The organism is Rhodoplanes azumiensis (assembly GCF_042682915.1).
Taxonomy (GTDB): Bacteria; Pseudomonadota; Alphaproteobacteria; order Rhizobiales; family Xanthobacteraceae; genus Rhodoplanes; species Rhodoplanes azumiensis.
Genome location: NZ_JBHUIW010000040.1, coordinates 1 through 26782 on the forward strand (window position 1 = coordinate 1; position 26782 = coordinate 26782).

Genomic DNA, 26782 nt, shown 5'->3' on the forward strand with positions numbered 1-26782 from the left:
CAGAATCAATGCCGTGCACCTCTTCAAGCACAATCCGTGCCGGACAGCCGTGGCCTCGTGCCGGGCATCCACGTCTTCGATGCCGCGCCGTCGTAAGGCCCGTGGACAGCCGTGGGACGAGCCCGGCCATGACCACCCTGATGGTCTTATGGTCACGAGGCGGATCCGGTTGCACGAAGCCGCCACATCCCGGCGCTAGAACGGCGCCGAAGAACGAGGCCCGAGACCCATGATCCACGTCTGCTCGCTCGACCGGCTCGCCGCGACCGTGGAGGCGACCGGCGCCCGCCATGTCGTCACCCTGATCGATATGGGCACGCCGGTGACCCGTCCGGCCTCCGTCAAGGTCGAGCACCACCTGCATCTCGAGATCCACGACATCTGCCTGCCGCTCGACGGTTGCATCCATCCGCAGGAGCACCACGTCGAGCAGCTGATCGGCTTCGTGCGGGCCTGGGATCAGGAGACGCCGCTGGTCGTCCACTGCTACGCCGGCATCAGCCGGTCGACCGCGGCGGCCTTCACGGCGGCCTGCACGATCCATCCCGACCGCGACGAGCGCGCCATCGCGCAGGCGCTGCGGGCCGCCTCGCCGACCGCCTGCCCGAACAAGCTGATCGTCTCGCTGGCCGACCGCCTGCTCGGCCGCGACGGCCGGATGATCGCCGCCGTCGAGGCGATCACCCCGCACGAGCCCTGCCTCTCGGCCCAGCCGTTCTGCCTCACGCTGGGGTGAGCGGGTCGTGCGACGTCATTTCGGGGGCGCTGCGGAGGAGCGGCCCCGGACTCCAGTCACGGGTCCGGAGCTTGCGGCTGGAATCCGGATTCGCGCTTGTCAGCCCGCCCCGGCATGACCTGCAGGTGAGGAAATTCAATCCGCCGTCTTCATCACGGCCGACTGGACGGGCGGCGGGGTCGCGGTGCCGCCGATCGTGGTCGGGCGCAGATTGAGCGGGCGCGGCCGCAGCGGGCGGGCCGTGCCGGTCGTCTCCGGGCCGGCGCCGCCGGAGCCGGTGAGGCGGGTGCGCGGGTTTTGCCGGACGAAGTCGCAATAGGCGAAGCCGAGGCCCGAGATCGAGCCGCGGAAGCTCTGCGCGCTGGTCTGGTCGACCTCGAAGCAGGGCTGGAACATCAGCCCCTTCACCGAGGCGCAGATCGACGACGACGACACCTTGATGGTGCCGGCCGGCAAGGCGACGAAGCGCGGCTCGCGGCCCTTGATCTGCAGGGTGCCGACCACCGAGCCGTCCGGATGGATGCGGCCCATGCCGCGGGTGCCCTCGAAACACGTGTAGGCGAACAGCTTTCCGGCGACGAAGCGGCGCGCTTCGTCGGGCTTGAGCGTGCCGGCCGCGACCGGGGTCTGGCCGGCCACGAGGAGCGCGACCGGCAGGACGAGAAGATGGCGCAAGCGCATGTCGGACCCCGTACGGCAGTGAACTGGAACAACGTCGTTACGCGGGCTTAGGGTTAATGCCCGGTCGCGATGATGGCGCCAGTTCGTCGATAAAGTCTGAACGCGTTTACCCGATCTTGACCACGATTCGGCCCCGCACCCGGCCTTCGACGATGCGGCGGCCGGCGTCGAGAACGCCCTCCAGACCGATTTCCTCGGTCATTTGGGCCAATTTGCGCCGATCGAGATCGGTGTCCAGGCGGCGCCACGCTTCTCGCCGCAGGTGTTGCGGACACATCACAGAGTCGACCCCCAGGAGCGACACGCCGCGCAGGATGAACGGGGCGACGCTGGTGGGCAGGTCCATGCCGCCGGCGAGCCCGCAGGCCGCGACGGCACCATGGTAGCGGGTCATCGAGAGGACGTTGGCGAGCGTGGTCGAGCCGACCGAATCGACGCCCGCGGCCCAGCGCTCCTTGGCGAGCGGCTTCGCCGGCCCCGAGAGATCCTGGCGAGCGATGATCTCGGCGGCGCCGAGTTCCTTCAGGTAGTCGCCTTCCTCCGGGCGTCCCGTCGAGGCGATGACGTGCCAGCCGAGCTTGGCCAGGATCGCGACGGCCACCGAGCCGACACCGCCGGCCGCGCCGGTGACGACGACGGGACCGCGGTCCGGCGTCAGCCCGTGGCGCTCCAGCGCCAGCACGGCGAGCATCGCCGTGTAGCCGGCCGTGCCGATCGCCATGGCGTCGCGCGGCGCGATGCCGGCCGGCAGCGGCACCAGCCAGTCGCCCTTCACGCGCGCCTTCTCGCCATAGAAGCCGAGATGCGTCTCGCCGCAGCCCCAGCCGTTGACGACCACGCGGTCGCCGGGCTTCCAGTCGGGATGCGCGGAGGTCTCCACCGTGCCGACCGCGTCGATGCCGGCGATCATCGGGAAGCGCCGCACCACCGGTGCCTTGCCGGTGACGGCGAGCCCGTCCTTGTAGTTCACGGTCGACCACTCGACCCGGAGGGTGACGTCGCCCTCCATCAGCTCGCTGTCGTCGAAATCGGACAGGCCGACGGTCTGCCCCGCCTCGCCCTTGCGGATGACGATCGCCTTGAAGCTCGACACCTGACGCCCCCGGTTTTTCAGCACGACCGGCTCGCGGCCGCGGGTCCGGGACAGTAAGCGGGCGGAACCGGGCCGGACAAGGGCCGGCCGGGCGATCCGGTCATGCCACCCGTCATGCCCGGGCGGCGGCGAGGCGGGCGACCGGCTTCTCGACGATCGGCAGGTTGATGACCGCGGAGAGCACGCCGAACAGGATCGCCAGCCACCAGACGAGGTCGTAGGAGCCGGTGCGCTCGAACGCGATGCCGCCGATCAGGACGCCGAGGAAGCCGCCGACCTGGTGGCTGAAGAAGACGAAGCCGGACAGCATCGCGAACCAGCGGGTGCCGAACATCAGGAGCACCAGGCCGGAGGTCGGCGGCACGGTGGAGAGCCACAGAAGCCCCATCACGGCGCCGAAGACGAGCGTCGCGGCCGGGCTCGCGGGAAGCGAGACGAAGATCGCGATCGCCACGGCGCGGCTGAAATAGTTGGCGGCGAGCAGATAGCGCTTCGGCCAGCGGTTGCCGAGCCAGCCGGAGGTGAGCGACCCGACGATGTTGAACAGGCCGATGATGGCGAGCGTCCAGCCGCCGACCGCCGCCGACAGGCCGCGGTCGACCAGGTAGGCCGGCATGTGCACGGTGATGAAAGCGAGCTGGAACCCGCAGGTGAAGAAGCCGAGCACCAGGAGCACGTAGGAGCGATGACCGAGCGCCTCGGCGAGCGCCTGGCGCAGCGACTGCGGCTCCGCCGCGCCGGCGGCCGGAGGCTGCGTCGCGGCCGGCGGGGTCGCGAGCGCGAGCGACAGCGGCAGGATCATCAGCATGGCGGCGCCGAAGATGATCAGCGTCGTCTGCCAGCCGACCGCCTGGTTGAGCCCGACGGCGAGCGGCGAGAACAGGAACTGGCCGAACGAGCCGGCCGCCGTGCCGGCGCCGAACGAGAGCGACCGCCACGCGACCGGCAGCAGCTTGCCGAAGGCGGCGATGACGAGATTGAACGACGAGCCGGCGAGCCCGAAACCGATCATCACGCCGGCCGTCAGATCGAGCGCCAGCGGCGTGCTCGAATACGCCATGAGGGCGAGGCCGCCGGCATAGAGGAGCGCGCCGATCGCCATCACCCGGATGGTGCCGAAGCGGTCGGCCAGCGCCCCGGCGAAGGGCTGCCCGATTCCCCACAGCAGGTTCTGGATGGCGAGCGCCAGGCCGAACACGTCGCGGCCCCAGCCGTTCGCCTGTGACATCGGCGTGAGGAAGAAGCCGAGCGCGGAGCGCGGCCCGAACGCCAGCAGGCCGACGCCGCAGCCGGCGATCACGATGATCAGCGGCGTGCGCCAGCCGACCGGCTTGCGGCCCGGAGCGTCGGCAGGGGCGGGTGCGGACATCGGGGGCTCCTCGAGACGACGATCGCGCCGGTTGTGGTCACCGGCGCGATTGCACCCTCATAGCAGGTCCGATATCATGATGAAAATGAAACATCTTGATGATGATCATGACTGATTCAAATAATGTGTTCGGCGACGTGCCTCTGACCAGGCACGGCGATGTCGACAGAGTCGCCTGCGCTCGGGGCTACCCCCCTCCCCAACCCAGACCTGTCGACCATCATCCCGGTCCAAAGTCTCGACCATCTTCCCGGTTGAACACCGCGGTCCGTTCGGAAAGCCGCAGCGCGCGGCTTTTCAGCATTGGCCAGGTCAAGGGCGCATCGCCTCCAGCGTTCTCTCCCCCTTTGTGGGGGAGGGGCAGGGAGGGGGGTGAGCCGCGGGCGAGGGCCTCTGGGTGCACGAAGCGCAAGGGCACCGCGCGATGAATCTCGACGATATCCGCGCCTTCGTGGCCGTCGTCGACACCGGGTCGGTCGGCAAGGCGGCGCTGTGCCTCAACCTCACCCAGCCGGCGATCTCGCGGCGGGTGCAGCGGCTGGAGGAGACGCTCGGCGTCACGCTGCTCGACCGCGACTCCAAGCCGGCGCGGGCGACGCGGGCCGGCGAGTCGGCCTACCGCCGCTGCGTCGCGGTGCTGCGCGCCGCCGAGGCGCTCGCCCGCGACAGCCGGTCGACCATCGCGGCCGGGCCGTTGCGGGTCGGGCTGACGCTCGCCCTCTCCGAGGCCGTGCTGGCGCCCGCCATCGAGGCGGTGCGGGCGCTCTGCCCGGGCGTCGCGCTGCGCCTCGTCGCCGACCGCTCCTCGGTCCTGCGCCGGCAGATCGCCGACGGCCAGCTCGACGCCGCCGTGGTGGCCGAGAAGCCCGAGCGCCCGCTCGATCCGGGTCACGCGACGCCGCTCGGCACCGAGCGCGTGCTGGTGGTGGTGCCGGCCGACAGCCCGCTGCCGGAGCGCGCCCGGGTCGCCGATCTGGCCGGCCAGCATTGGGTGATCAACCCGGACGGCTGCGGGTTTCGCGCCCAGCTCGACCGCGCCCTCGCCGACCGCGGGGCGCCCGTCGAGGTGGTCGCCGAGACCTGGGGAGCCGGCCTGCAGCTCGCCCTGATCGCGCGCGGCATCGGCATCGGCCTGATCCCGGAGCGGCTGCTCGCCGAGTCGTCCTGGCGCGACCAGGTGCGGGTCGTGACGGTCGACGACTTCGCTCCGGCGCTGACCACTTGGATGGTGACGGCCGGCCCGCTCGGCCCCTTCGACGCCGCCATCGAGGCGATCGCCGCCACGGTGCGGGGCTTTCTGGAGGAGGAGCCGGCCTCCGGCGAGCGGCAGGCTGGATTGCGAGGCGCGCCGCACAAGGCTAACCTGATCCCATGAGAACGGGAATCGTCTCGCGCAATCCGGACGTGATGAGCGGCGCCGTCGTGTTCGCGGGGACGCGCGTTCCCGTGCAGGTGCTGCTCGATCATCTCGAAGCCGGTGAGTCGATCGACGATTTCCTTGCGGGGGTTCCGAGCGTCACGCGTGCCCAGGTGATCGCCTTCTTGGAGGAGGCGCGGGACCGGATCGCCGCCTCCGTGTCGTGAAGATACTCCTGGACGAGTGTATCGACTGGCGCTTGGGTCGTGACCTCGTCGGCCATGATGTGACGACCGCTCGCCATATGGGTTGGTCGACGCTGAAGAACGGCGAGTTGCTCGCCTTGGCGTCCACGGCCTTCGACGCGTTCGTGACCTTGGATCGAAACCTGCCATTTCAGCAAAACATCACGGTACTTCCCCTGAGGGGCTTCGTTCTGAGGCCACGGAGCAGTCGCCTCGTCGACCTCCGTCCCCTCGCTCCGATGTTGCTGGCGAGGTTGCGGTCGAGCGAACCGGGCCGGGTCGTCCTCGTGGGCGACGACGAGCCAGGCGCCGTGTGATCCAGCTTCCGGTCGCCATTGAATCCCGAAATCGTCTCGTCGTAGGCTTCCGTCAGGCTGGCGGCACGACGCCGGTTTCGGGGGGAGGGACGCGATGAGCAAGCGTGGTGCCCGACGCAAGCCTGTGCGGTCGGCCAAGCGGGCTCGCCCGGCGACGGCCGCGGCTCCGAAGAAAACGACGCGGTCCGCCGCGCCGGCGGCCCGACGCGCCACCGCCGAGAGCCGGCCGCGGGCGACCTCTCGAAAGCGCAACGGCCGCGCCGCACCGCCCCCGCAGGGCGAGGTGATGCGCAACGCCCTGGAGAAGGCGGCGATCGAGACGCTGTGGCCGAAGGTGGCCCGCAACGGCGCCCGCAAGCCGCCGAAGACCTACAAGTACGTCGAGGAGCTGGCGCGCCTCCAGTACGAGCTGATCAAGCTGCAGGAATGGGTGCGCACGCGCGGGCTGCGCGTCGCCGTGCTGTTCGAGGGGCGCGACGCCGCCGGCAAGGGCGGCGTGATCAAGCGCATCATGGAGCCGCTCAACCCGCGCATCTGCCGGGTCGTCGCGCTCGGCACGCCGACCGAGCGCGAGCGCAGCCAGTGGTACTTCCAGCGCTACGTCGCCGAGCTGCCGGCGGCAGGCGAGATCGTTCTGTTCGACCGCTCCTGGTACAACCGCGCCGGCGTCGAACGGGTGATGGGCTTCTGCAGCGAGCGCGAGTATCGCGAGTTCCTGCGCGCCTGCCCGGTGTTCGAGGAGATGCTGATCCGCTCCGGCCTGATCCTGATCAAGTACTGGTTCTCGGTCAGTGACGAGGAGCAGGAGAAGCGCTTCGTCGAGCGCGCCCGCAATCCGTTCAAGCGCTGGAAGCTGTCGCCCATGGATCTCGAGTCGCGCGCCCGCTGGGTCGACTACTCGAAGGCCAAGGACGAGATGTTCGCTCACACCGACACCAAGAAGAGCCCGTGGAACGTGGTCGACGCCGACAACAAGAAGCAGGCGCGACTCAACTGCATCGCCCATTTCCTCAAGCAGATCCCCTACGGTCACGTGCAGCCGGCCGTGGTGGAGCTGCCGCCGCGCCAGGCCGACGACGGCTACAAGCGCCCGAAGAAGTCGAGTCAACGCTTCGTGCCGGCCGTGTACTGAGGCTCCGCCGCGCCGGCTTAGCGCTCCGCTCGTTGCCGCGCGAGCGGCGGCGAGAAGCGCGATCGTCGTGGGCGGGCGCGACTCGCGCATCGATCCTCTTCACGAGAGTCACTTGTCGCGCCGAGATGGATGGCCGGGTCGAGCCCGGGGATGTCGCCCGCTGCCGTATTCGGACTTTGGTAAGCATTGTGGCGAACCCGCAACTGCCTGCGTCGTGATCACGACCTGCCGCATTTTGCTCCGTGAAACCGTCATACGAATCACGTAGCTTTGATCGCATGGCAGCTCGTGGATGGTTCGATCGATGAGCAAGAGGACGACGCCGACACGCCCGGATCGTCGTCGCGCCGCCTCCGTCGACTTCGCCGCCGCCGACCGGCTCTCCGGCGATTCCGCGTCTTCCGACATCGCCGACATTGCCGACGTCCGGGGCGCCGATCCTCGGGACGTTCCGGCCGACGCCGCGCCGGGCGGCGATCCGCACGCCTTCGACTCTTTTTTCTTCGACCTCCCGTCCTCACCAGAACCTGTCGCGAGACGCGGTGCGAAGGCACCGGCGTCGTCCCGTCGATTCGGCGAAAGGAGTCAGTCCTTGGGCAAGCAGTCCAGCAAGAAGAAGCGTCGCGGCGAGCGGTCGATCGACACGGCCGAGATCATCGCCTTCTCCGGCGCCAAATTCTCCGGCGACAAGTTTTCCGCCGCCCGGGCACTCCCGCCGATCGAGCCGCTGACGGCGGCGCAGGGCGCCTATCTGGCGGCGCTGCGGTCGAGCCCGCAGGTGATCGTCGTCGGTCCGGCCGGCACCGGCAAGACCTGGATCGCCGCGACCTATGCGGCGGATCTGTATCGCACGCGAAAAATCGACCGCATCGTGCTGTCGCGGCCGAACGTGCCGTGCGGCCGCTCGCTCGGCTTCTTTCCCGGTTCGCTGAACGAGAAGTTCGCGCCTTGGGCCGCCCCCGTGATCGAGGCCATCAAGGAGCGCATCGGCAAGGCGGCGTTCGACATCGCGCTGAAGAACGGCGACATCGAGATGGTGCCGTTCGAGGTGATGCGCGGCCGCTCGTGGAAGGACGCCTTCGTGCTGCTCGACGAGGCGCAGAACACCACGCCGGCCGAGATGAAGACGTTTCTCACCCGGGTCGGCGAGAACTGCCTCACCGTGGTCGACGGCGACGTCAGCCAGTGCGACCTGCCGGCCGAATCCGGCCTCAGGACCGCCATCGACCTGATCAGGACGCGCGACCTGCCCGTGCCGGTGATCGAGTTCGGCCGCGAGGACATCGTCCGCTCCGGCCTCTGCGCCATGTGGGTCGAGGCCTTCGACGCCCTGGAGACGCAGCCGCGGGCGTGACCTGGCGGTGACTCTGCCTGGTCGTGCTATACGACGGGAGGTGTTTCGTGTCCGTCATCCCGGGGCGCGGACCGCAGGTTCGCGAGCCCGGGATCCATACGCCCGGAAATAGCGGCTCACGACACACAGGGGTCATGGATCCCGGGCTCGGCGCGAGTGCGCCGCCCCGAGACGACCGCGCAAGGCGGGAATGCCCTCGCCGGTGCGCCGACCGGGCGGCTCAGAACCGCTCGGGCCGCACCACGGCGACGTCCGACACCGTGACGAAGCCGATCTGGTGCGACACCAGGGCGAAGACGCCGGACAGCACCGCGTCGAGCCGGGTCTCGTCGACGATCGTGATCAGCATCACCATCTGGGTCGCCGAGCCGACCTGGCCCTCGGCCGACCAGTCGCCGTGACCGCCATGGCCGGACAGCACCGGCACCACCGACCAGCCGCCGACGCCGGTCCCCTCCAGCCGTGCCGTGATCCGCCGCAGGAGCGGAGCCTCGACGACGATCTCGATGCGCTTCTTCGGAAAGGTCTGCATGGCGAGGCCTCCGGGTCGGGTTGGCGCCGTCACGCCGCGATGCGGCCGGCGAGCGCGATGTAGAGCGGGATGCCGACGAGCAGGTTGAACGGGAACGTGATGCCGAGCGAGAGGGTGAGCGCGACGGCCGGGTTCGCCTGCGGCAGTGCGAGCCGCATCGCCGCGGGCACGGCGATGTAGGAGGCCGACGCCGCGAGCGTGATCAGCACCGCGGTGCTGCCGATCGACAGGCCGATCGCATAGGCGAGTGCGCCGGCGACCGTGCCGCCGATCAGCGGCATGACGATGGCGAAGGCGCCGACCGGCAGCGACAAGTGCCGTCGCCCCTGCGCGAGGCCGCGGCCGGCGACCAGCCCCATGTCGAGCAGGAATAGGCACAACACCCCCGGAAAGGCATCGACCAGGAACGGCTTGAGCAGGGTGGCGCCGCGCTCGCCCGTCGCCGCGCCGATCGCGAAAGCGCCGATCAGGATCACGATCGAGCCGTTGAACGCCACCTCGCGCAGCAACGCGGCCCGGCTCTGGCCCGCACCCGCGTCGTCGTTCGCTCCGGCGGTCCGGCCGCGCACGATCAGCAGCGCCGCGACGATCGCCGGCGTCTCCATGGCGGCCGCGACCGCGACCATCCAGCCGTCCCAGGCGATGCCGAGCTGGCCCAGCATGCCGGTGACGGCGACGAAGGTGACGGCCGAGATCGAGCCGTAATGCGCCGCAACGGCCGCCGCGTTCACCGGGTCGAGCCGCGAGGTCGTGCGCAGGATCAGATAGGCGAGGAACGGCGTCGTGAAGGAGAGGCCGATGCCGGCCGCGATGGTCGCCAGCATGGTCGCGTCGATGCCCTGATGCGCGACCTCGACGCCGCCGCGAAAGCCGATCGACATCAGAAGGTAGAGCGCCAGCAGCTTGGCCACCTGTTCGGGCACCGAGAGATCGGAACGCGCCAGTGCCGCCGCGACGCCGAGCACGAAGAACAGCACCATGGGCGAGAGAAGGTTCTGCAGCGCCAGCTCGAGCATGGTCGGTCGGTCCTGAAAAAAGGCCCGCGGCGCGATGCGGCGGGCGAGCGGGGCGACCCTAGACGCGCTTGCAGCATGGCGGAAATTGATTATAGAAAGTTCTATCATTGCGAAAAATGATGGTATGGCCGTGCCCCGCTCGCTGCTCAATCTCGATCTCGACCTGGTCCGCACCTTCGTCGCCATCGCGTCGCTCGGCAATTTCACCCGCGCCGCCGAGTCGCTTCGCCGTCAGCAGTCGACCGTGTCGCTGCAGCTCCGGCGGCTCGAGGACGCGATCGGCCGCAGGCTGCTCGAGCGCAATCCGCGCAGCGTCCGGCTGACGCCGGACGGCGAGGTGTTTCTCGTCCACGCCCGCCGCCTGCTCGACGTCAACGACGAGCTCGTCGCGCGCGTCACCGAACCGGCCCTGCACGGCGTCGTGCGGCTCGGCACGCCGGAGGACTTCGCCTCCCGCTATCTGCCCGAGGTGCTGTCGCGCTTCGCCCGCGCCTATCCGGCCGTGGCGCTCGAGGTGACCTGCGATCTCACGCTGCATCTGATCGACCGGTTCCGCCGTGGCGGCTTCGATCTCGCGCTGATCAAGCGCGAGCGGGTCGGCGAGGCGGCCGGCATCCGGGTCTGGCGCGAGCCGCTGGTGTGGGTCGCCGGCGAGCCGGCGCCGCCGGAGCGCGACGGGCCGCTGCCGCTCGTCGTCTCGCCGAGCCCCTGCGTCTACCGCAAGCGCGCCACCGAGGCGCTCGACAAGGCGCGGCGGCCGTGGCGGGTCGCCTATACGTGCGGCTCGCTCGCCGGCTCGCTCGCCGCTGTGCGGGCCGGTCTCGGCGTCACGGTGCTGCCCAAGGACATGGTGCCGGACGACTTGCGGGTGATCGATGGCGGCCCGCTGCCCAATCTCAAGGACACCGAGATCGCGCTCCTCCAGCGCGAGCGCCTGTCGCTGCCGGCCCAGCGCCTGAAGGAGCACATCGTGCGGTCGCTGGGGTAGGGGACGAGCGTCGGATCGCACGCCCGACGCCCCAGGCGCCGCTCATTCCCGCGCAAGCGGGAAGCCAGAGCCACACGTCGGGCGGCCCCGCGATCCCCGCCTTCGCGGGGACGAGCGGCAGCGGGTGCGATCGAGCACGACCGAAAGCCGCGCGAGTGTCAGAGCCGGTCGGAGATCTTCTCGGCCGGCGGCGGCAGCGAGGCGTCGCCCCAGGCCGGCCGGTCGGCGCCGTCGCCCCATTTGCGCGGGCGATAGAAGGTGTGGACGCCGATCTTGTCGAGCTTGTGCATGGTCCGCACCCACCACGGGCGCACCCAGTAGGCGTGGTAGTGGGTGGCCTTGCCGACGTCGGGCAGCCAGTGCTTGCCGTCGAGCGTCTCGGCGGCGACCCGCTGGGCGCGCTCCCAGGCGTCCGGCTCGGTGATCTTGTCCTTGATGCCGTCGCACGCGAAGGTGAACTGGCAGGACAGGTGGCGGTGGGCGTTCTGGTAGACGACGCCGCAGACGTCGGCCGGATAATAGCCCGAGAAGACCCGGTTCATCACCACCTGGGCGACCGCGATCTGGCCGCGCAGCGGCTCGCCGCGCGATTCGAAGTAGACGGCGTCGGCGAGGCACTTCTCGGCCTTGGCGCGCTCGCCGCCGTAGAGGCCGAGGCGCTCGGCCGGGCTGCGCAGCGCGTGCCCGCCGCCGATCACCACCTCGCCCTTGCGGACGACCGTCTCGCCGCCGTCCGGGTCGATGGCGGCACTCAGCGTCTCGGGGCTCGGCGTGATCTCGTCGAGGGCGGCGAGCTCGGCCTCCGGGCTCGGGGCGAGCGACACGCGGTCGGGCGACCACGGCTGCAGCGCGCCGGTCGTGTCGGCGAGCGGGGTCGCGCCGAAATAGACGTTCGCCGCCATCAGGGTCGGCGACAGCGCCTCGCCCAGCGTCGGCACCGCCGTGTCGGGATGGAACGGCTCGTCGTCGGTCGGCGCGACCGTCGCGCTCGTCAGCGCGGCTTCCGGGGCCGGCGGGGGCACGGGGGCCGGAGCCGCCTCGACGGCGGCCGCGGCCGGCGGACCCGCAAGCTCGGCCTTGGGCGTGACGCTGCGCGGCACCACGATCTCGCTGCCGGCGCTGGCCAGCATGAAGCTCTGTTGCGGGGCGGCCTCGGCGGCCGCCTCGGCGATCGTCGCGGCCGCCGGCTGGGGCGCGTCGGGCGTGACGGCCGGAGCGGCCGGAGCCGTCGCGGCGACCGTCTCGGCGGCAGGGGTGGGTGCAGGCGCCGCCGTCGCGGCCGGAGCCGGCGCGGCCGGAGCCGGCGCGGCGACGGCCACCTCGACCTTGGGCGTGCGGCGCGCGCGCGCCGTGCGGGTCGAAGGCTCCGGCGTGCCGCCGAGCCAAGCCATCGAGGAGGCGCTGAACGCCTCCGGGCCCAGCATCGTCTCGGCACCCGCGACCGCGGCGGGTCCGGCCGTCGCGACCGGGGTCGGCGCGACGGGGGTCGGCGCGGATGATTCGGGAGAGGCTTTCGCCGACGTGGCGACGACCGGGTCGACGGTCGCGCGGGACGCCGGCGCGGGCTTTTCGGCCGGGCCGGTCGCGTCGGGCAGGACGGCGATCACGGCCGGCGGCTCCGGCGCGGTGAGGGGGGCGGCGGCGGCGCGGGTCGCCTGCTCGCGCGCGAGCCACTCGGCGACGGCGCGCGGCACCATCCGGTCGCCCTTGCGGGACCGGTTGACGGTCTCGCGATCGAGGGCCGGCGGCTGCTCGGTCAGATCGAACAAGGCGCGGCTCGCGACCGAGCCGGTGAGCAGCTCACGGTCGAAGCTCGGATCGAGGCTCGCGACCTTGTAGCCGGTCGGCTCGGGAATCGCGGTGCCGACCGGGCGCGGGAACGAGAAGGTGGCGGCGTGGAACGTCCCGAAGGGGCTGCGCGCCTGCTCACGCGCGACGTCGCCGCCGCCACCGGCGCGAGCGGCGATCAGCGAGGCGAGATCCTGATAGGCGACGGAGCTCGGGATCGCCGCGAAGGTCAGCAGCGCGACGCCGAACGGCGCCACGACCGCGGCATGATGTTTCAGCGAGATTCGACGCAGCGAGCCCAACAGCCGTCCCCGGAGCAGCGAACGCGAACCACATGGTTTCCCGATCGTCGACGCGACCGGTAAAGAAGCGGTTTGCACGTTCGCAACACGTCAACCATGCTGCGTGAGCACGGTTAACGTCGTGTTAACGAACGGCGGCATCGCGCGCCTGCGCGCACGCTCCACCGGCGCACGCGAGCGTGCGCAGCGATCAACGGCGCACACGAGCGTGCGCAACGCTCACCGACGTGCTCGCGGGCGAGCACGCGGTCGTGGTCTCGTCGTGATCTTGCTGAGCGATGTCCCGGGAGCGATGTCCCGGGCCTTGATCGCCACCGGGCGAGCGATGATGACGATCGTCCGGTCTGATGCCGGATCGTCGTCATCATCGCGCCTCGGCACCCCCACACCCCCGTGCGTCGGCGGCAAGTCGATTTACGATCTTGTAACCAAGACTAAGGCGGCACTTGGGCGGCCCGAACCGGCGGTTCGAGAACCCGTGGCGACCGCTCGACGATGTGCGAGAAACCCAATGAAATCGGCCGAAATGCGATCATCCACAGGGCGGGGCCGCGGCGTTCGATACGGTGTCGTCCCGATCGCCGCGCAGCGGCGTCTCGTGATTGCGGGAGGCTCCGAATCGTCGCCGTGCGCCGCCGTCGGCGCGCTCACTCGCGCGTCGCGTCGCGTCGCCTGATCACGGCTTGGTTGAGCGCCGCGCCGAACACGAAGATGGTCGCGGTCCAGTACAGGAACACGAGCGCGATCATGGCCGAGGCGAGGCCCGCATACATGGTCACGTAGGCGTTGGCGAACTCGGACAGATAACGTCCGAACAGCACGCCCGTGATCAGCCACATCGCCAGCGTCACGGCGATGCCGGGGGCGATCTCGTCGAAGGTGCGCCGGCCCGCCGGCAGCCATTTGTGGATCAGCGTCAGCGCGACGACCAGCACGACGCTGGCGATGCCGAAGCGCGCGACCGTGAGCGACACCTCGAACTGCCGCAGGTTGGGGAACCACGGGATCAGCGCGGCGAAGATCAGCGGCCCGAGCACGATCAGGAAGGCGAGGGCGACGAGGCCGAGCGCGCCGACCAGCACATAGGCGATCGACTCGAGCCGCAGCAACCACCACGGCCGCGTCTCCACCACCTCGTAGCCGCGGTTGAGCCCGATGCGCAGGCTCTCGACGCCGCTCGACGAGAAGTACAGCGCGAGCCCCGCACCGATGGTCAGGATGCCGCCGTGCGCGGTCGTCAGCACGCTCTCGATCTCGCTCGCGATCGGGCCTGAGACCTCCTCGGGCCACGCCTCGAGCAGCAGGAGGGCGACCTGGTCGGCGAGATCCTGGGTGCCCAGGAAGCCGGACAGGGCGGTGACGAAAATCAGGAACGGGAACAGCGACATCAGGGTGGACAGCGCGATGTGGCTGGCGATCGCCCAGCCGTCGTCGCGGTTGAAGGCGAGGAACGCGTCGGCCGCGATCCGGGCCGGAATCGTCAACACGAGCAAGGGCATGGCATGAACCGCCGGGTCGCGCCCGAGCGCCGTTTTGTCTCGCTCCCGGCCACGGATTTCCTCTCCACGCAAGTGCGAAAAGATGCCATCATTAAATCATGTCCGGGCGAGGCGTTAACCACGCGTCTCCCGGCATGCGACAACGACGAGTCGCGACTGCGACGACACGCGATCCCGGCGACACGATTCCAGTGTCGCGATCCCGGCGACGCGCGACCACGCAGACACGCGGCCATGACCAAGAACCGCGAGAACGCCGTCCGGCTCCGATGGCCGGGGGTGCTCGAAGAGGCATATCGATTTTCAACAAGTGGCCGTCGCGGCCCCGAGACCTGCGTCCCGGGTAACGCGCGATGCCGATTTCCGGAGAAGCCCATGTCCTTAGCCGCCAAGCGTTCCGAGTCCGGCCCCGATCTCGTCTCCCTGTCCAGTCGGGCCGCCGACGCGCTCGACGCCGTCCTGGCCGACGCGATCTACAGCGTCCGCGCCCGCGTGTCGTCCGGCGGTCCCGGCGCGAAGCTGTTCGACCGCGAGCAGCGCGCCACCCACGGGCTCGCTTGGCTCGCCACCTATGCCGAGGCGGTGCGCCAGCTCGCAGCCTACACGGCCCGTATGACGGAGGCCGGAAAGCTCGGCGAGATCGAGGAGCTCGTGGTGCGCATCGGGCTCGGCGAGTACATCGCCCAGGTCGCCGGCGGCATCCCGATGAGCCAGGGCGAGTTCGTGCGCCCCGCCGATCTCGGCCTCGACACGGCCGCCGTGCTGGGCCGCCTCGCCCCGAGCCTCGACGCGCTCGCCGACGGCGGCAACACGCCGGAGAACCGCGCCCGTCTGGTCGCGCTGATGCGCGAGCATCACGGGGCGACGGTCGGCGACTGCGGCCTCGAGGAGACCTACGAGACCATCCGCGAGGAGATGCGCAAGTTCGCCGACTCCGAGGTGATCCCGCACGCCCACGGCTGGCACCGCGCCAACGCCTACATCCCGATGGAGACGATCAGCCACATGGCCGAGCTCGGCGTGTTCGGCCTGACGATCCCCGAGGAGTACGGCGGGCTCGGGCTCGGCAAGGAATCGATGTGCGTCGTCTCCGAGGAGCTTTCGCGCGGCTATATCGGCGTGGGGTCGCTCGGCACCCGCTCGGAGATCGCCGCCGAGCTGATCCTGTGCGGCGGCACCGACGAGCAGAAGCGATACTGGCTGCCCAAGATCGCCTCGGGCGAGATCCTGCCGACCGCGGTGTTCACCGAGCCGAACACCGGCTCCGACCTCGCTTCGCTGCGCACCCGCGCGGTGCGTGAGGGCGACACCTATGTGGTCAACGGCAACAAGACCTGGATCACCCATCCGGTGCGCGCCGACCTGATGACGCTGCTGGTCCGTACCAATCCGCAGGATCCCGGCTATCAGGGCCTGTCGATGCTGCTCGCCGAGAAGCCGCGCGGCGACGACGCGAACCCGTTTCCGGCCGCGGGCATGTCGGGCACCGAGATCGAGGTGCTCGGCTATCGCGGCATGAAGGAGTACGAGATCGCCTTCGACGGCTTCACGGTGCCGGCCGCCAATCTGCTCGGCGGCGTGGAGGGGCAGGGCTTCAAGCAGCTCATGCAGACCTTCGAGGCGGCCCGAATTCAGACCGCGGCGCGCGCCATCGGGGTCGCCCAGGCCGCCATGGAGGAGGCGCTGAGCTATGCCGAGACGCGCGTCCAGTTCGGCCGCCCGATCGTCGAGTTCCCGCGCGTCTCCGACAAGATCGCCATGATGGCGGCCGAGATCATGATCGCCCGCCAGATCACCTACTTCGCCGCCAAGGAGAAGGACGAGGGCAAGCGCTGCGACCTGGAGGCCGGCATGGCCAAGCTGCTCGCAGCCCGGGTCGCCTGGGCGGCCGCCGACAATGCCGTGCAGGTCCACGGCGGCAACGGCTTCGCGCTCGAGTACCGGGTCTCGCGCATTCTCTGCGACGCCCGCATCCTCAACATCTTCGAGGGCGCCGCCGAGATCCAGGCCCAGGTCATCGCCCGCCGCCTGATGGACCGCGGGAACTGATCGGGTCGCGCCGGAGGCCGATCTCTCTCCGCCCTCGACCCGAGGGCGGAGTTGCGCCGACGCGGTCGCGAGCGAAGCCGCGTCACGCCGCCGCGGTGCGGCGGCTACGCGCCATCGCCTCGGCCCTCGCGGCCGGCATGGCGGCGCCGAACAGGTAGCCCTGGCCGAGCGTGCAGCCGATGGCGCGCAGGATCTCCTGCTGCTCGACCGTCTCGATCCCTTCCGCGATCGTGCTCATGCCCAGCCCGGCGGCGAGATCGGCGACGCCGCGCGTGATGGTCAGGCAGTCGATGTCGTTGGGCAGCTCGCTGACGAAGGAGCGGTCGATCTTGATCTTGTCGAACGGGAAGCGTCGCAGATAGCCGATCGACGAGTAGCCGGTGCCGAAGTCGTCCATGGCGATGCGCACGCCGAGCGCCCGCAACCCATGGAGCGTCGCGAGATTGGTCGGGCTGTCCTCGAGCAGCACCGTCTCGGTGATCTCGAGCTCGAGCCGCGCCGGAGCGATTCCGCTGTCGGCCAGCACGGACCGCACGGTACGCACGATGTCGCCCGAGCGGAACTGCAGGGGCGACAGGTTGATGGCGATGTCCACGGTCTCCGGCCAGCGGGCCGCGTCGGCGCAGGCTCGCCGCAGCACCCATTCGCCGAGCGGCACGATCAGGCCGATGTTCTCGGCGAGCGGGATGAACTCGGCCGGCGACACCGGGCCGCGCTCCGGATGGGTCCAGCGCAGCAGCGCCTCGAAGCCCTGCACGGTACCGCTGCGCAGGTCGACCCACGGCTGATAGTGCACCTCGAACTCTTCGGCCTCGTGGGCGGCGCGCAGATGCACCTCGAGGGCACGCCGCGCCTTGAGCTGGGCGTCCATGTCGGGCTCGAAGAAGCAGTGGCTGCGGCGGCCGCGCGCCTTGGCGCGGTAGAGCGCCATGTCGGCGTGATTGAGCAGCTCGTCGGGCGTGCGGCTGTCGCCGTCGAGCGTGGTGGCGATGCCGAGGCAGGGCGTCACCGTGATGGCGTGGCTTTCGATCAGATAGGGGGCGCTGATCACGGCGATCAGCCGCTCGGCAAGACGCCCGGCGTCCGCCGTCCCCGTGATCCCGTCCTGCACGACGGCGAACTCGTCACCGCCGATGCGGGCGGCCGTGTCCTGCTCGCGCACGCAACCGCGCAGGCGGTCGGCGACGTCCTTCAGGAGCCGGTCGCCGATCGGATGCCCGAGCGTGTCGTTGACGTCCTTGAAGCCGTCGAGATCGATGCAGATCAGCGCGAGGCCTTCGCCGGACGGGCGCTCGCGCGCGACGCCGCTCTCCAGGCGGGTGCGGAACAGGGTGCGGTTGGCGAGCTCGGTGAGCCCGTCGAAATGGGCGAGGTGGCGGATCCGGGCCTCGTCGCGGGACTGCTGGGTGACGTCGATCGACGCCACCAGCTTGGCCGGCCGGCCGCCATAGGAGAGCAGCCGCGTGAACGGCTGGGTCAGGATCTCGCTGCCGTCGGCCCGGCGATGACGCCACACCCGCTCGCCGCGCGAGGGCTCCGGCGACCGGGCGGCGTCGCGCACGGCGGCATGGTCGGCGGGATCGCGCAGATCCAGCACCGTCATGGCGAGGAACTGCTCGCGGCTCCAGCCGTAGTGGTGGACGGCGGCGTCGTTGACGGCGAGGAAGCGCAGGGTCTCGCAGTCGAACACCCACATCGGCACCGGATTGGCGTCGAACATCAGGCGGAACGACTGCTCGCTGCGCTTGAGCTCGGTGATGTCGATGCGGATGCCGATCGAGCCGCCGTCGCTGGTCCGGCGCTCCTCGACGCGCAGCCAGCGGTCGCCGGGCAGCCGCTGCTCGTGGCTGCCGGCGTGGGCGTGGAAGCTCGCCATGCGCTCGGCCAGCCATTCCGCCTCGCGGCCGATCGCCGACGGGATCAGGCCGGCCTTCAGCCGCACCCGCAGCCGGTCCTCGAGCCGCAGGCCCGGGGCGAGCGGCATCGGGTTGGCGGCGTAGAGATCCTCGTAGAGGCGGTTCCACAGGACGAAGCGGTCCTCGGCGTCGAAGAAGGCGAGCCCGACCGGCACCGCCTCGATCGCCTCGCGCAGGCGCGCATGCGCGGCCCGCGCCTCCTCGGATGCCCGTTCCGCCTCCGCCTGTGCGGACCGCAGCGCCGCCTCGCGGTGGCGATTGTCGCCGAGGAGGCCCTGCAGGGATCGCGACAGCGACTCCACCTCGGCGTAGTCGCGTAACACCGGCAGATCGACGTCGTGGAAGCGGCGGGCGCCGCGCGCGGCCTCGGTCAGTCGCTCGAGCGGGCCGGCGATGGTACGGGCGACCACCAGGGCGAGCAGAACGGCCAGCGCCAGGGCTCCGGCCGAGATCAGCGCGCCGCGGCCGATCTTGGTCTCGACGCGGGCCAACGCCGTATTGCGATCGACCGCTGCGACGATGTGACCGCCCGATTCCGGCAGCGCGACCACACCGTAGATGCGTCCGGGCCCCTCGGTCGGCGTGCCTTCCGTCCAGGCGGGAGCCATGGTGGTCAGCCGCCGCGCGATCGCCGGGTCGAGTGCATCCTGCGCCGACGTGATGCGGGTCCGGGAGGCGTGCGCCATCACCCGGCCGGCGGCGTCGAGCAGCCAAAAGGTCGGTGCCGGCCCGTCGGCGGGACTCTCCTGAACGACCTTGTCGAGCCAGGTCGGCCGCAGCGCCACCCCGACCAGCCGGACGACCGCGCCCTGCGCGTCCAGGATCGGCAGCACCAGGATGGTGACCGGCGCGCCGGTCATGCGACTGGTCATCACGTCGCTGACGACGAACTTGCGTTCGGCCATCGCGATCTTGAAGTAGTCGCGGTCGGAGACGTCGAGTCCGACGGCACCCGGCACGGTGTGGCAGACCACGCGGCCGGTCGGGTCGAGCACCAGGAGACCTTCCGACCACGGTCGCGTGCGCTCGAGCTGGGCGAGGAAGCGATTGCAGCTTTCCGACGACCCGTGGGTGACCTCGGGGACGAAGCTGGCGATGTCCAGCAGGGTCCGCGATTCGAGCTGTGCTTCTCGGTAGCGTCCGGCGGCGCGGCGCGCCAGCGTTTCGATCTGCTGGCCGGCCGTGTCGATGTCGCGGATCCAGTCGCGATACAAGCCCACCGCCATCGTGACGATGAGCGGCAGCACGGCAACCAGGATCAGCCCCAGCAGCCGCGTTCTGATGCCTGTCGCCCGAGGGGACGATCTCGTCCGGCCGTCCGTCATCGCCTGTCTCGCCTAATGCCGTCACCATCGTCGACCGGTTGCGTCACCGGGCTTAAGGCGTGCGGCTAACCAATGGTAAAAGTTCGTTATGTTTGACGATGTGTTGTGTCGATTGCCGAACGGCGTCTTCGCCCGTCACGGATTGACCGCCGCGCCGATGCGCCTATCCTGATGCGGGCTTGCCTTCGCGTAAGGAGAGGCGAACCCCATGACCAAGCTCAACATTCCGCATGACGCCTTCGTCTTCGTCGCGGACGGGCGCAAGGCGCTCTTCCTGCGCAACGAGGGGGACGAGAAGTTCCCCAATCTGCGCACCGAGCAGGTCTTCGTCGACGAGAACCCGCCGGCCCGCGAACAGGGCACCGACGCGCCCGGACGCGCCTTCGCCAGCGTCGGCACGCGGCGCAGCGGCGTCGAGCAGACCGACTGGCACGTGATGGAGGAGCAGCGCTTCACCAAGGATTCGGCCGCCGCGCTGCATCGCCTGGTGCGCGACCGCAAGGTCAAGGCGCTGGTGATCGCCGCGCCGCCGAAGACGCTCGCCGAGCTGCGGCGCGCCCTGCACAACGAGGTCAAGACCGTGGTGGTCGCCGAGATCGACAAGGATCTCACCAAGCTGCCGCTCTACGAGATCGAGAAGCACCTGAAGGCAGCGTGAGCCGTTCGGCCTCGAGCGGCTTGTGGCTCGCTTTCTTGTCCGAGGCTCGGCGATCCCGTCGTTCCGGGGCGGCACGACGCGCCGAACCCGGTGTCCCGCCGCGAGTTCGGACACCGAGTTCGGACACCGAGGTCGGATTCCGGGGGCGCGGATCTGCGGCCCGCACCCCGGAATGACCGGTCAAACGTGTCGGGTTGGTCTCACGCCCGCCGGGTCGCGCCGAGCTCGTAGAGGGCGGCGGCGAGCGCCGCCTCGAACGGGGTGTGCGGCACGGTGCCGATCGCCGCGGCGAGCCGCCGCTCGTCGATGCGGTGCGGCACCGTCCACAGATAGGCGATGTCGGTCAGCTCGCGGAACACCGGCACCACGGGCGCCAGCAGGCGCAGCATCCACCACTGCATGCGGTCGATCGTGAACGACCGGCCGAGCGCCGTGGTGATCGCCGTCAGGAGCGCGTCGCCGGTGAGCGCCTCGCCGGCGAAGCCGAAGGCGGCGAACCGCGGCAGCGCGTCGCGCACCGCCGCGAGCTTCGGATAGGTCGCGGCGACGTCGGGCAGGTAGGCCCAGGCGTGGACGACGTCGAGCGGCCCCGGATAGGCGAGCCGGCCGTGGCTGATGTGGTTGAGGACGACGCGGTCGAGCCAGCCGCCGGCGTCGCCGCCGTAGAAGTCGCCGGTGCGCAGCACGATGGTGCGCAGGCCGGTCTCGGCCTCGGCGCGCAGCCGCTCCTCGATGGCGACGCGCAGCGCCCCCTTGCGCGAGGTCGGCCGCATCGGCGTGTCCTCGTCGATCACGGGCGGCATGCCGGCGCCGTAGCCGTAGATGTTGCCGGGCATCATCAGGGTGGCGCCGGCGCCGCGTGCCGCCGCGACGGCGGTCTCGGCCAGGCCGAACGCCTCCGCCTCCCACCGCGTGTAGGGGACGTTGAGGGCGTGCAGCACCACGTCGGCGCCCTGCGCCGCCTCGACGACCGACTCGGTGTCGCGGGCATCGAGCGTGATCAGCTCGGTGCCGGGGGCGATGCGGGACGCGGCGCTGCCGCGCACCAGGCTCGCGACCTGCCAGCCGGCGTCGCGGAACGCTTCCGCCGCGGTGCGGCCGAGCCGGCCGGCGCCGCCCAGCACGAGAACCCGCCCGCTCACGGCGCGACACTCGCGAGCGCCCGGTCGAGGTCGGCGTAGAGATCCTCGGGATCCTCGAGCCCGACCGACAGGCGCAACAGGTTGGTCGGGCAGGGCGAGCCCGGACCCTCGATCGAGGCGCGGTGCTCGATCAGGCTCTCGACGCCGCCGAGCGACGTCGCGCGCTTCCACAAGGTCACGGCGGCCGCCACCGCGATCGCGGCCTGCTCGCCGCCGAGCACCTCGACCGACAGCATGGCGCCGTAGCCGGTCATCTGTCGGGTCGCGATCGCGTGCCCCGGATGATGCGGCAGGCCCGGATAGCGCACCCGCTCGATGCCGCGATGATGGCCGAGCCAGGTGGCGAGCAGGGCGGCGGATTCGGATTGTGCCCGCACCCGAACGTCGAGGGTGCGCATCCCGCGCATCAGCAGCCACGCCTCGAACGGTCCGAGGATCATGCCGTGGCGTGCCCGCAACGCGGCGATGCGGACCCACCAGGCGTCGTTCGGATCCCGGGTCGCGAGCCCGCCGGCGAGCACGTCCGAATGGCCGTTCAGGTATTTGGTGGCCGAATGCATGACGAGGTCGGCGCCGAGCGCCAGCGGCCGGCTGAACACCGGCGTGGCGACGGTCGAGTCCACGGCCACCTTGGCCCCGGCCGCGTGCGCGATCTCGGCGACGCCGGCGATATCGGTGATGGTCCACAGCGGATTGCCGGGCGTCTCGATCCACACGAGGCGAGTCGTTCCCGGCACCACGGCGGCCCGCACCGCGGCGAGATCGGTGGTGTCGACCAGCGTGACCGTGTGGCCGAAGCGTGGCGCCTCCCGCATCAGCCAATCGCGAAACGCCCAGTACATCACCTGCGACGCGACGATATGGCCGGGCTCGGGCAGCGCCGTCACGGCGGCGGTCGCGGCCGACAGGCCGGAGCCGAGCAGCATCGCGGCCGCGGCGCCTTCGAGCGCGGCCAGTACGCCCTCGGCCTGGCGCACCGTCGCGTTGTCGGGCCGGCCGTAGACGTAGCCGGACGAATAGGCGTTGTCGGGATCGCGCAGATAAGTGGTCGAGACGTGCACGGGCGGCACGATCGCCTTCGTCACGGGGTCGACGGCACCGAGCGCCTGGGCGGCGAGAGTGCGGGGCTTCGGGGGCGAGGGGGGCTTTGCCATCTGGGATCCGGGACCACGGTCGTGCGCCGGCCGGCGCCGTCACCCCGTAGTGGCGCGAAGGCCGTTCCGGCACAAGGGGTTCGGCACAGAGGTGCCGCCGCCATTCCCGCCCGGCCAAACATCCCTATATGCTGGCCGCGTGCCGCCCGTGCCGCATCATGCCGCGGCCGGACGGGCCGATGCCAGAGACGCCGAAAGACGCCGAGAGAGGATGCCCCCATGGCCCACGCGCTCAGCATGTACGCCGTCCCGGTGGCGATCGGGGCCGTCGCCGTCGTGCTGGTTCTCGGCCTCGTCAACATGCTGCGCGGCGGCTCCCCGTCGACCTCGCAGACGCTCATGCGATGGCGCGTGGTGCTGCAGCTCGTCGCCATCGTGGTGATCATGGCGACCATCTGGGCGATGGGCCGGTAGCGGCGTCAGGACAGCGCACCGGGATTGTCCGGGCGCCGAAATCCATTACGGTCCGGACACCGTAGTGACTCGACTGGATCGGACCTTCGCAGGACAAGCCCATGGTCGTGCTCAACCGCATCTACACCCGCACCGGCGACGACGGCACCACGGCGCTCGGCACCGGCGAGCGGCGCAAGAAGCACGACCTGCGCATCGCCGCCTACGGCACGGTCGACGAGACCAATGCGGCGCTCGGCGTCGCGCGGCTTTCCACCGCGGCCGAGCCCGCGCTCGACGCCATGCTGGCGCGCATCCAGAACGACCTGTTCGACCTCGGCGCCGATCTGTGCATGCCGGGCGAGGCCGGCAAGGGGCCGGGTGGGGCGCGGCTCGCGGTCAGCGACGAGCAGGTCGCCCGGCTGGAGCGTGAGATCGACATGCTCAACGCGGATCTCACGCCGCTGCGCTCCTTCATCCTGCCGGGCGGGGCGCCGGCGGCGGCGGCCCTGCACGTCGCCCGCACCGTGTGTCGGCGGGCCGAGCGGCTGATGGCCGAGCTCGCCGACCGGCCGGACGAGCCGGTGTCCGGCCCGGCCCTCAAATACGTCAACAGGTTGTCGGATTTCCTCTTCGTCGCGGCGCGCTGGGCCAACCAGCGGGGCGCCGCCGACGTCCTGTGGCAGCCCGGCCTGAACCGCTGAACGAGCGTCCGCGCGGCCGCTGTCCCGGGCGGAATTCCGCCGCTGGTTGAAGCTTTTCCAGAGTGGGCCGGCGCCCCCGTGCGGCACTGCGGAAGTCGCGTTGACAGCCTCTTGACCGGGCCATAGGTTGCGCCGCCGCCGCGGGGAGTGATGCAGCATGAAGGTCCTTGTCACAGTCAAGCGGGTCGTCGACTACAACGTGAAGGTGCGGGTGAAGCCGGACGGGTCCGGCGTCGAGCTCGCCAACGTGAAGATGTCGATGAATCCCTTCGACGAGATCGCCGTCGAGGAGGCGATCCGGCTGAAGGAGGCCGGAAAGGCGACCGAGATCGTCGCCGTCTCGATCGGCCCGGCCCAGGCGGCCGAGACCATCCGCACCGCGCTCGCCATGGGGGCCGACCGCGGCATCCTGGTGAAGACGGACGGCGTCGTCGAGCCGCTCGCGGTCGCCAAGATCCTCGCCAAGGTGGTCGCCGAGGAGGCGCCCGGCCTCGTCATCATGGGCAAGCAGGCGATCGACGACGACTGCAACCAGACCGGCCAGATGCTGGCCGCGCTGCTCGGCTGGCCGCAGGGCACCTTCGCGTCCAAGGTCGTGCTCGAGGGCGACGGCGTCATCGTGACGCGCGAGGTCGACGGCGGCCTGCAGACGGTCGCGCTCAAGGGCCCGGCGATCGTCACCACGGATCTGCGGCTCAACGAGCCGCGCTACGCCTCGCTGCCCAACATCATGAAGGCGAAGAAGAAGCCGATCGCCGAGAAGGCGCCGGCCGACTACGGCGTCGACGTGGCGCCGCGGCTCGAGGTTCTCAAGACGGTCGAGCCGGCCGGCCGCAAGGCCGGCGTCAAGGTCGGCTCGGTCGCCGAGCTGGTGGGGAAGCTCAAGGACGAAGCCGGAGTGCTGTGAGATGGCGAACCTTCTGGTTGCGGAACACGACGGCGGAACCCTCAAGGACGCCACCGCCAAGGCCCTGACCGCGGTGCGCGCGCTCGGCGGCGACGTCCACGTGCTGGTCGCCGGTCAGAATGTCGCGGGTGTCGCGGCCGCGGCGGCCGCACTCGACGGCGTCACGAAGGTGATCACGGCGGACGACGCCCGCTACGCCCACCAGACGGCGGAGCCGCTGGCGGCGCTGCTCGTCTCGCTCGCCCCGGCCTACGACGCGCTCGTCATGCCGGCGACGGCGATCGGCAAGGACGTGATGCCGCGCGTCGCCGCGCTCCTCGACGTCATGCAGATCTCCGAGATCATCAAGGTGCTCGGCCCCGACACGTTCGAGCGGCTGATCTATGCCGGCAGCGCCGTGCAGACGGTGCGGTCGCGCGACGCCAAGAAGGTGATCACGGTCCGCATCTCGTCGTTCCAGGCGACCGGGGCCGGTGGTGCAACGGCGCCGATCGAGCCGGTGGCGGCCGTGGCGGATCCCGGCATCTCGCGCTTCGTCGGCGAGGAGCTGTCGAAGTCGGAGCGTCCGGAGCTGACCTCGGCCCGCATCGTCGTGTCGGGTGGCCGCGCCGTGCAGAGCCGCGAGAACTTCGCGAAGTACATCGAGCCGGTCGCCGACCAGCTCGGCGCCGCGGTCGGCGCCTCGCGCGCCGCGGTCGACGCCGGCTACGCTCCCAACGACTGGCAGGTCGGCCAGACCGGCAAGGTGGTGGCGCCGGAGCTCTATGTTGCGGTCGGCATCTCGGGCGCGATCCAGCACCTCGCCGGCATGAAGGACTCGAAGGTGATCGTCGCCATCAACAAGGACGAGGAGGCGCCGATCTTCCAGGTCGCCGACTACGGCCTCGTCGGCGATCTCTTCAAGATCCTGCCCGAGCTCCAGGACGAGCTCGCCAAGCTCGGCAAGTAGAGCTGGGCGAGCACGGCTCTGCGAGGCGTCCTCCGGGACGCCTTGCGCAACGTCCGGCCGTCGTCACCGACGGCGGCCACGGTCCGCCCGGCGAGGCCCGGTCCGGGCATCACGGCCGTGGCGGGCGGCCGAGACTGGCGATATAAGAGCATCCCGGTCCACGGCCGGGCCCGTCCCCCGACGGGCCCGGGAGCCTGGGCCGCCAGTCCCTCGGGTAGGTGACATGACGAATATCGACAAGGTCGGCGTGATCGGGGCCGGGCAGATGGGCACCGGCATCGCCCATGTCTGCGCGCTCGCCGGACTGGACGTGGTGCTCAACGACGTCAGCGCGGACCGCGTCAAGGCCGGGCTCGCGACCATCAACGGCAACATGTCCCGGCAGGTGCGGCGCAACCGGATCACCGAGGCGGAACGCCAGGCGGCGCTGGCCCGTATCGTGCCGTCGGTCTCCTACGACGGCTTCTCGGACTGCGACCTCGTGATCGAGGCGGCGACCGAGAAGGAGGACGTGAAGCGCAAGATCTACGGCCAGCTGTGTCCGAACCTCAAGCCGGACGCGATGATCGGATCGAACACGTCGTCGATCTCGATCACCCGGCTCGCCGCCGCGACCGACCGGCCGGAGCGGTTCATCGGGATTCATTTCATGAACCCGGTGCCGCTGATGGAGCTGGTCGAGCTGATCCGCGGCATCGCCACCGAGGACGTCACCTACGAGGCCACCAAGGCGTTCTGCGTGCGGCTCGGCAAGACCGTCGCGGTGTCGGAGGACTTCCCCGCCTTCATCGTCAATCGCGTGCTGATGCCGATGATCAACGAGGCGATCTACACGCTGTACGAGGGCGTCGGCACCGTGGAGGCGATCGACACGGCGATGCGGCTCGGCGCCAATCATCCGATGGGGCCGCTGCAGCTCGCCGATTTCATCGGCCTCGACATCTGCCTCTCGGTCATGCAGGTGCTGCACGAGGGGCTCGCCGACTCCAAGTACCGGCCGTGCCCGCTGCTGGTGAAATACGTCGAGGCCGGCTGGCTCGGCCGCAAGACCCAGCGCGGCTTCTACGACTATCGCGGCGAGAAGCCCGTCCCGACCCGGTGATCTTATTTGTAGCAACCATTAGAGCGGTTTTCGGTGTGGCTGAATCGCCGGGGGATTCCCTGGGCGGGTGAGCT

At 70.4% G+C, this 26782-nt stretch carries 24 protein-coding genes; 14 read left to right on the plus strand and 10 right to left on the minus strand.

The window, feature by feature from the left end:
- Window positions 1–229 precede the first annotated feature (229 nt).
- Window positions 230–736 carry a tyrosine phosphatase family protein gene (locus ACFSOX_RS22415; protein ID WP_378480053.1) on the plus strand — a complete coding sequence of 169 codons (507 nt, stop codon included), beginning with the start codon at window positions 230–232 and terminating at the stop codon, window positions 734–736.
- 135 nt (window positions 737–871) lie between these two features.
- On the opposite strand, the gene ACFSOX_RS22420 is transcribed toward ACFSOX_RS22415, so the two are convergent.
- The 3 genes from ACFSOX_RS22420 to ACFSOX_RS22430 all read right to left on the minus strand — a co-directional run bounded on the left by ACFSOX_RS22420 (window position 872) and on the right by ACFSOX_RS22430 (window position 3879).
- On the minus strand, window positions 872–1411 hold the full coding sequence (locus ACFSOX_RS22420; protein WP_378480054.1) for a hypothetical protein: 540 nt from the start codon (window positions 1409–1411) through the stop codon (window positions 872–874).
- 112 nt (window positions 1412–1523) lie between these two features.
- Complete coding sequence (gene acuI, locus ACFSOX_RS22425) at window positions 1524–2510, minus strand: acrylyl-CoA reductase (NADPH) (protein ID WP_378480075.1); 987 nt, start codon at window positions 2508–2510, stop codon at window positions 1524–1526.
- A gap of 112 nt (window positions 2511–2622) precedes the next feature.
- Window positions 2623–3879, minus strand: a complete 1257-nt coding sequence (locus ACFSOX_RS22430; RefSeq protein ID WP_378480055.1) for an MFS transporter — start codon at window positions 3877–3879, stop codon at window positions 2623–2625.
- Between the two features lie 424 nt (window positions 3880–4303).
- Between ACFSOX_RS22430 and ACFSOX_RS22435 the strand changes: the two genes are divergently transcribed.
- From ACFSOX_RS22435 to ACFSOX_RS22455, 5 genes are all read left to right on the plus strand, one after another.
- Window positions 4304–5254: a LysR family transcriptional regulator gene (locus ACFSOX_RS22435; RefSeq protein WP_378480056.1), complete on the plus strand. Its 951-nt coding sequence runs from the start codon at window positions 4304–4306 to the stop codon at window positions 5252–5254.
- Window positions 5251–5463 carry a DUF433 domain-containing protein gene (locus ACFSOX_RS22440; protein ID WP_378480057.1) on the plus strand — a complete coding sequence of 71 codons (213 nt, stop codon included), beginning with the start codon at window positions 5251–5253 and terminating at the stop codon, window positions 5461–5463. The genes ACFSOX_RS22435 and ACFSOX_RS22440 overlap by 4 nt, the downstream gene beginning before the upstream one ends.
- The gene (locus ACFSOX_RS22445) at window positions 5460–5798 is read left to right on the plus strand and encodes a DUF5615 family PIN-like protein (RefSeq protein WP_378480058.1); all 339 of its coding nucleotides are present in this window, start codon (window positions 5460–5462) and stop codon (window positions 5796–5798) included. The genes ACFSOX_RS22440 and ACFSOX_RS22445 overlap by 4 nt, the downstream gene beginning before the upstream one ends.
- 94 nt (window positions 5799–5892) lie before the next feature.
- Window positions 5893–6930 (plus strand): polyphosphate kinase 2, encoded by a 1038-nt coding sequence (gene ppk2 / locus ACFSOX_RS22450; protein ID WP_378480059.1) that lies wholly within the window; start codon window positions 5893–5895, stop codon window positions 6928–6930.
- A gap of 637 nt (window positions 6931–7567) precedes the next feature.
- Window positions 7568–8284, plus strand: coding sequence for a PhoH family protein (locus ACFSOX_RS22455; RefSeq protein WP_378480076.1), 717 nt, complete (start codon window positions 7568–7570; stop codon window positions 8282–8284).
- 220 nt (window positions 8285–8504) lie between these two features.
- Here ACFSOX_RS22455 and ACFSOX_RS22460 read toward each other — a convergent pair whose 3' ends face one another.
- Both ACFSOX_RS22460 and ACFSOX_RS22465 read right to left on the minus strand, forming a co-directional pair.
- Window positions 8505–8816 carry a DUF190 domain-containing protein gene (locus ACFSOX_RS22460; RefSeq protein WP_378480060.1) on the minus strand — a complete coding sequence of 104 codons (312 nt, stop codon included), beginning with the start codon at window positions 8814–8816 and terminating at the stop codon, window positions 8505–8507.
- Between the two features lie 29 nt (window positions 8817–8845).
- Complete coding sequence (locus tag ACFSOX_RS22465; protein WP_378480061.1) at window positions 8846–9832, minus strand: sodium-dependent bicarbonate transport family permease; 987 nt, start codon at window positions 9830–9832, stop codon at window positions 8846–8848.
- Window positions 9833–9956: 124 nt separating this feature from the next.
- On the opposite strand from ACFSOX_RS22465, the gene ACFSOX_RS22470 reads away from it, so the two are divergent.
- Window positions 9957–10820 carry a LysR substrate-binding domain-containing protein gene (locus ACFSOX_RS22470; protein ID WP_378480062.1) on the plus strand — a complete coding sequence of 288 codons (864 nt, stop codon included), beginning with the start codon at window positions 9957–9959 and terminating at the stop codon, window positions 10818–10820.
- A gap of 158 nt (window positions 10821–10978) precedes the next feature.
- Here the strand turns inward: ACFSOX_RS22470 and ACFSOX_RS22475 are convergent, their stop codons facing one another.
- Window positions 10979–12910 carry a cell wall hydrolase gene (locus tag ACFSOX_RS22475; protein ID WP_378480063.1) on the minus strand — a complete coding sequence of 644 codons (1932 nt, stop codon included), beginning with the start codon at window positions 12908–12910 and terminating at the stop codon, window positions 10979–10981.
- Window positions 12911–13557: 647 nt separating this feature from the next.
- Window positions 13558–14409 carry a YihY/virulence factor BrkB family protein gene (locus ACFSOX_RS22480; RefSeq protein ID WP_378480064.1) on the minus strand — a complete coding sequence of 284 codons (852 nt, stop codon included), beginning with the start codon at window positions 14407–14409 and terminating at the stop codon, window positions 13558–13560.
- Between the two features lie 375 nt (window positions 14410–14784).
- Between ACFSOX_RS22480 and ACFSOX_RS22485 the strand changes: the two genes are divergently transcribed.
- Entirely contained in the window at window positions 14785–16458 is a 1674-nt protein-coding gene (locus ACFSOX_RS22485) for an acyl-CoA dehydrogenase family protein (RefSeq protein WP_378480065.1), read from the plus strand.
- 82 nt (window positions 16459–16540) lie between these two features.
- Here ACFSOX_RS22485 and ACFSOX_RS22490 read toward each other — a convergent pair whose 3' ends face one another.
- On the minus strand, window positions 16541–19699 hold the full coding sequence (locus ACFSOX_RS22490; RefSeq protein ID WP_378480066.1) for a bifunctional diguanylate cyclase/phosphodiesterase: 3159 nt from the start codon (window positions 19697–19699) through the stop codon (window positions 16541–16543).
- Window positions 19700–19907: 208 nt separating this feature from the next.
- On the opposite strand from ACFSOX_RS22490, the gene ACFSOX_RS22495 reads away from it, so the two are divergent.
- Window positions 19908–20357 carry a baeRF12 domain-containing protein gene (locus tag ACFSOX_RS22495; protein ID WP_378480067.1) on the plus strand — a complete coding sequence of 150 codons (450 nt, stop codon included), beginning with the start codon at window positions 19908–19910 and terminating at the stop codon, window positions 20355–20357.
- Window positions 20358–20557: 200 nt separating this feature from the next.
- Here the strand turns inward: ACFSOX_RS22495 and ACFSOX_RS22500 are convergent, their stop codons facing one another.
- Together ACFSOX_RS22500 and ACFSOX_RS22505 are read right to left on the minus strand one after the other, a co-directional pair.
- A complete protein-coding gene (locus ACFSOX_RS22500; RefSeq protein ID WP_378480068.1) occupies window positions 20558–21499 on the minus strand; it encodes an NAD-dependent epimerase/dehydratase family protein in 942 nt (313 codons plus the stop codon).
- A complete protein-coding gene (locus tag ACFSOX_RS22505; RefSeq protein ID WP_378480069.1) occupies window positions 21496–22653 on the minus strand; it encodes a trans-sulfuration enzyme family protein in 1158 nt (385 codons plus the stop codon). Before ACFSOX_RS22505 ends, ACFSOX_RS22500 begins: the two co-directional genes overlap by 4 nt.
- A 219-nt stretch (window positions 22654–22872) precedes the next feature.
- Here ACFSOX_RS22505 and ACFSOX_RS22510 point away from each other — a divergent pair, with 219 nt between their 5' ends.
- The 5 genes from ACFSOX_RS22510 to ACFSOX_RS22530 all read left to right on the plus strand — a co-directional run bounded on the left by ACFSOX_RS22510 (window position 22873) and on the right by ACFSOX_RS22530 (window position 26708).
- Window positions 22873–23067, plus strand: coding sequence for a twin transmembrane helix small protein (locus ACFSOX_RS22510; protein ID WP_378480070.1), 195 nt, complete (start codon window positions 22873–22875; stop codon window positions 23065–23067).
- 101 nt (window positions 23068–23168) lie between these two features.
- Complete coding sequence (locus ACFSOX_RS22515; RefSeq protein WP_378480071.1) at window positions 23169–23750, plus strand: cob(I)yrinic acid a,c-diamide adenosyltransferase; 582 nt, start codon at window positions 23169–23171, stop codon at window positions 23748–23750.
- A gap of 157 nt (window positions 23751–23907) precedes the next feature.
- Entirely contained in the window at window positions 23908–24657 is a 750-nt protein-coding gene (locus ACFSOX_RS22520; protein WP_378480072.1) for an electron transfer flavoprotein subunit beta/FixA family protein, read from the plus strand.
- Window position 24658: 1 nt separating this feature from the next.
- On the plus strand, window positions 24659–25606 hold the full coding sequence (locus ACFSOX_RS22525; protein ID WP_378480073.1) for an electron transfer flavoprotein subunit alpha/FixB family protein: 948 nt from the start codon (window positions 24659–24661) through the stop codon (window positions 25604–25606).
- Window positions 25607–25829: 223 nt separating this feature from the next.
- The gene (locus tag ACFSOX_RS22530; protein ID WP_378480074.1) at window positions 25830–26708 is read left to right on the plus strand and encodes a 3-hydroxybutyryl-CoA dehydrogenase; all 879 of its coding nucleotides are present in this window, start codon (window positions 25830–25832) and stop codon (window positions 26706–26708) included.
- Window positions 26709–26782: the final 74 nt, after the last annotated feature.